The following is a 1908-nucleotide window of genomic DNA, read 5'->3' on the forward strand; positions in this document are numbered from 1 at the left end:
ACGGTACCGCCACGGCCATGGAACAGGGTGAGGCGGATGTTGTTGGCTTCGGCCAGCCCCACCAGGGATTCCATGGCGGCGTACTGGGCCCAGCCAGCGGCCATCATGCCCGCATCCTTGGCAGAGTCGGAGTAACCGATCATCACGTACTGACGGCCCTGAATGTAGCCGCGATACCAGTCCACCGAGAGCAGGCGCTCCATCACGGCGGTGCCTGCCATCAGGTCATCCTGGGTTTCAAACAGCGGGGCGACCGGCATGCGGAACTTGCAGCCCGCCTCTTTGAGCAGCAGTTGCACCGACAGCACATCGGACGGCGCACCGGCCATGGAGATGATGTAGATGCCAAACGCATCGGGGTCGTGCTCGGCGATGACCTGACAGGTATCCAGCGTCTCGCGCACCTCGGCGCTCGGCTCCCAGTCGTGGGGGATCAGCGGGCGGCGGGAGTTCAGTTCGTTGAGCAGGAAGGCCTGCTTGTCATCCTCGCTCCACTCGGCGTAGTCACCCAGACCCAGATAACGGGTCAGCTCGGAGAAGACCAGCCCGTGACGTTCGCCATCCTGACGGATATCCAGCTTGACCAGATGGATGCCGAAACAGGCGACCTTGCGCAGCACGTCCAGCAGCATGCCATCGGCGATGTTGCCCATGCCGCAGGCGTGCAATGAGTGGTAGCAGAGCTCCAGCGGCTCGCGCAGCTGGGCGGTAGTCTTGACCAGATCCTGGCTCTCGCTAGCCTGGCCTTGCACCTTGGCGGTGAGGTGCTCCTTGGTTTCGCGCAGCGCTTCACGCAGCTCGCGCACCAGCGCGCGGTAGGGCTCGGGGTGATCGCCAACGCGAGCACGCACGGCGTCGGTACAGTCGGACATGGAGAGCTCGGAGGTGAGCTCCTTGATGTCTTTGTAGAACAGGCTCACCGCCATCCAGCGGCCCAGCTCCAGCACTTCGGCAGTCACCTTGGCGGTAACGAAGGGGTTGCCGTCGCGGTCACCGCCCATCCAGGAGGTGAACTTGACCGGCGCGGCATCCAGCGGCAGCCGCACACCCAGATGGTGTTGCAGACGCTCGTCCAGATTGCGCATGAATTCGGGAATGGCGGGCCACAGGCTGTTCTCCACCACCGCAAAACCCCACTTGGCCTCGTCGACCGGCGTCGGGCGCTGTTCGCGGATCTCGTTGGTGTGCCACGCCTGATTGATGAGCTGTTCGATGCGATTGAGGATCTTGTCCCGCTCGCGGGGCAGCAGGTCGGAAAGCTCCAGCGCCTCGAGGCAGTCGTTGAGCTGTACGTGCTTGTGGATCAGGGTGCGACGGGTCACCTCGGTGGGGTGAGCGGTCAGCACCAGATCGATATCCAGCTCGCGCACGGCCTGAATGATGGCCTCTTGCGACAGGTTGGAGGCTTTCAGCTTGTCGAACATCTGCTCCAGCGGATCCGGGGTGCAGACCTGCTCTTCGCAGCGACGGGAGATGGTGTGGAACTGTTCCGCCACGTTGGCCAGATTGAGGAACTGGCTGAAGGCGCGGGCCACCGGCAGCAGTTCATCATCGCTCAGGGTGCGCAGGGTATCGAGCAGACGTTCCCGGTCTGATTCATTGCCCTTGCGGGAGGACTTGGCCAATTGGCGAATGGTTTCGATCTTGTCGAGAAAGGCCTGACCCTGATGATCCTTGATGGATTTACCCAGCAGCTGACCCAGCATACCTACGTTGGCGCGTAGTGCGGCGTACTTTTCGTTCATTCCACATCCTTATCTTGTTGGTGCCTGACACCCATCCGGGGTGCTAGACGACCTCACTTATTGTTGTGCGATTACAACATATGCTCCGTCATCTTAGGGTGACAATCTACCCAGATTGTCTGCGCAAGGTCAAATAACAGGCCGATTCAGAACATGTATTTCC

General features: G+C 61.2%; 1 protein-coding gene. It reads right to left on the minus strand.

Going from position 1 to position 1908, the window contains the following annotated elements:
- The coding region (locus G5358_RS20930) for a phosphoenolpyruvate carboxylase (protein WP_421324864.1) at nt 1–1745 on the minus strand (1745 nt) is incomplete at its 3' end.
- Nucleotides 1746–1908: the final 163 nt, after the last annotated feature.

It is taken from the genome of Aeromonas sp. 604176, from assembly GCF_049170755.1.
Lineage (GTDB): Bacteria > Pseudomonadota > Gammaproteobacteria > Enterobacterales > Aeromonadaceae > Aeromonas > Aeromonas veronii_A.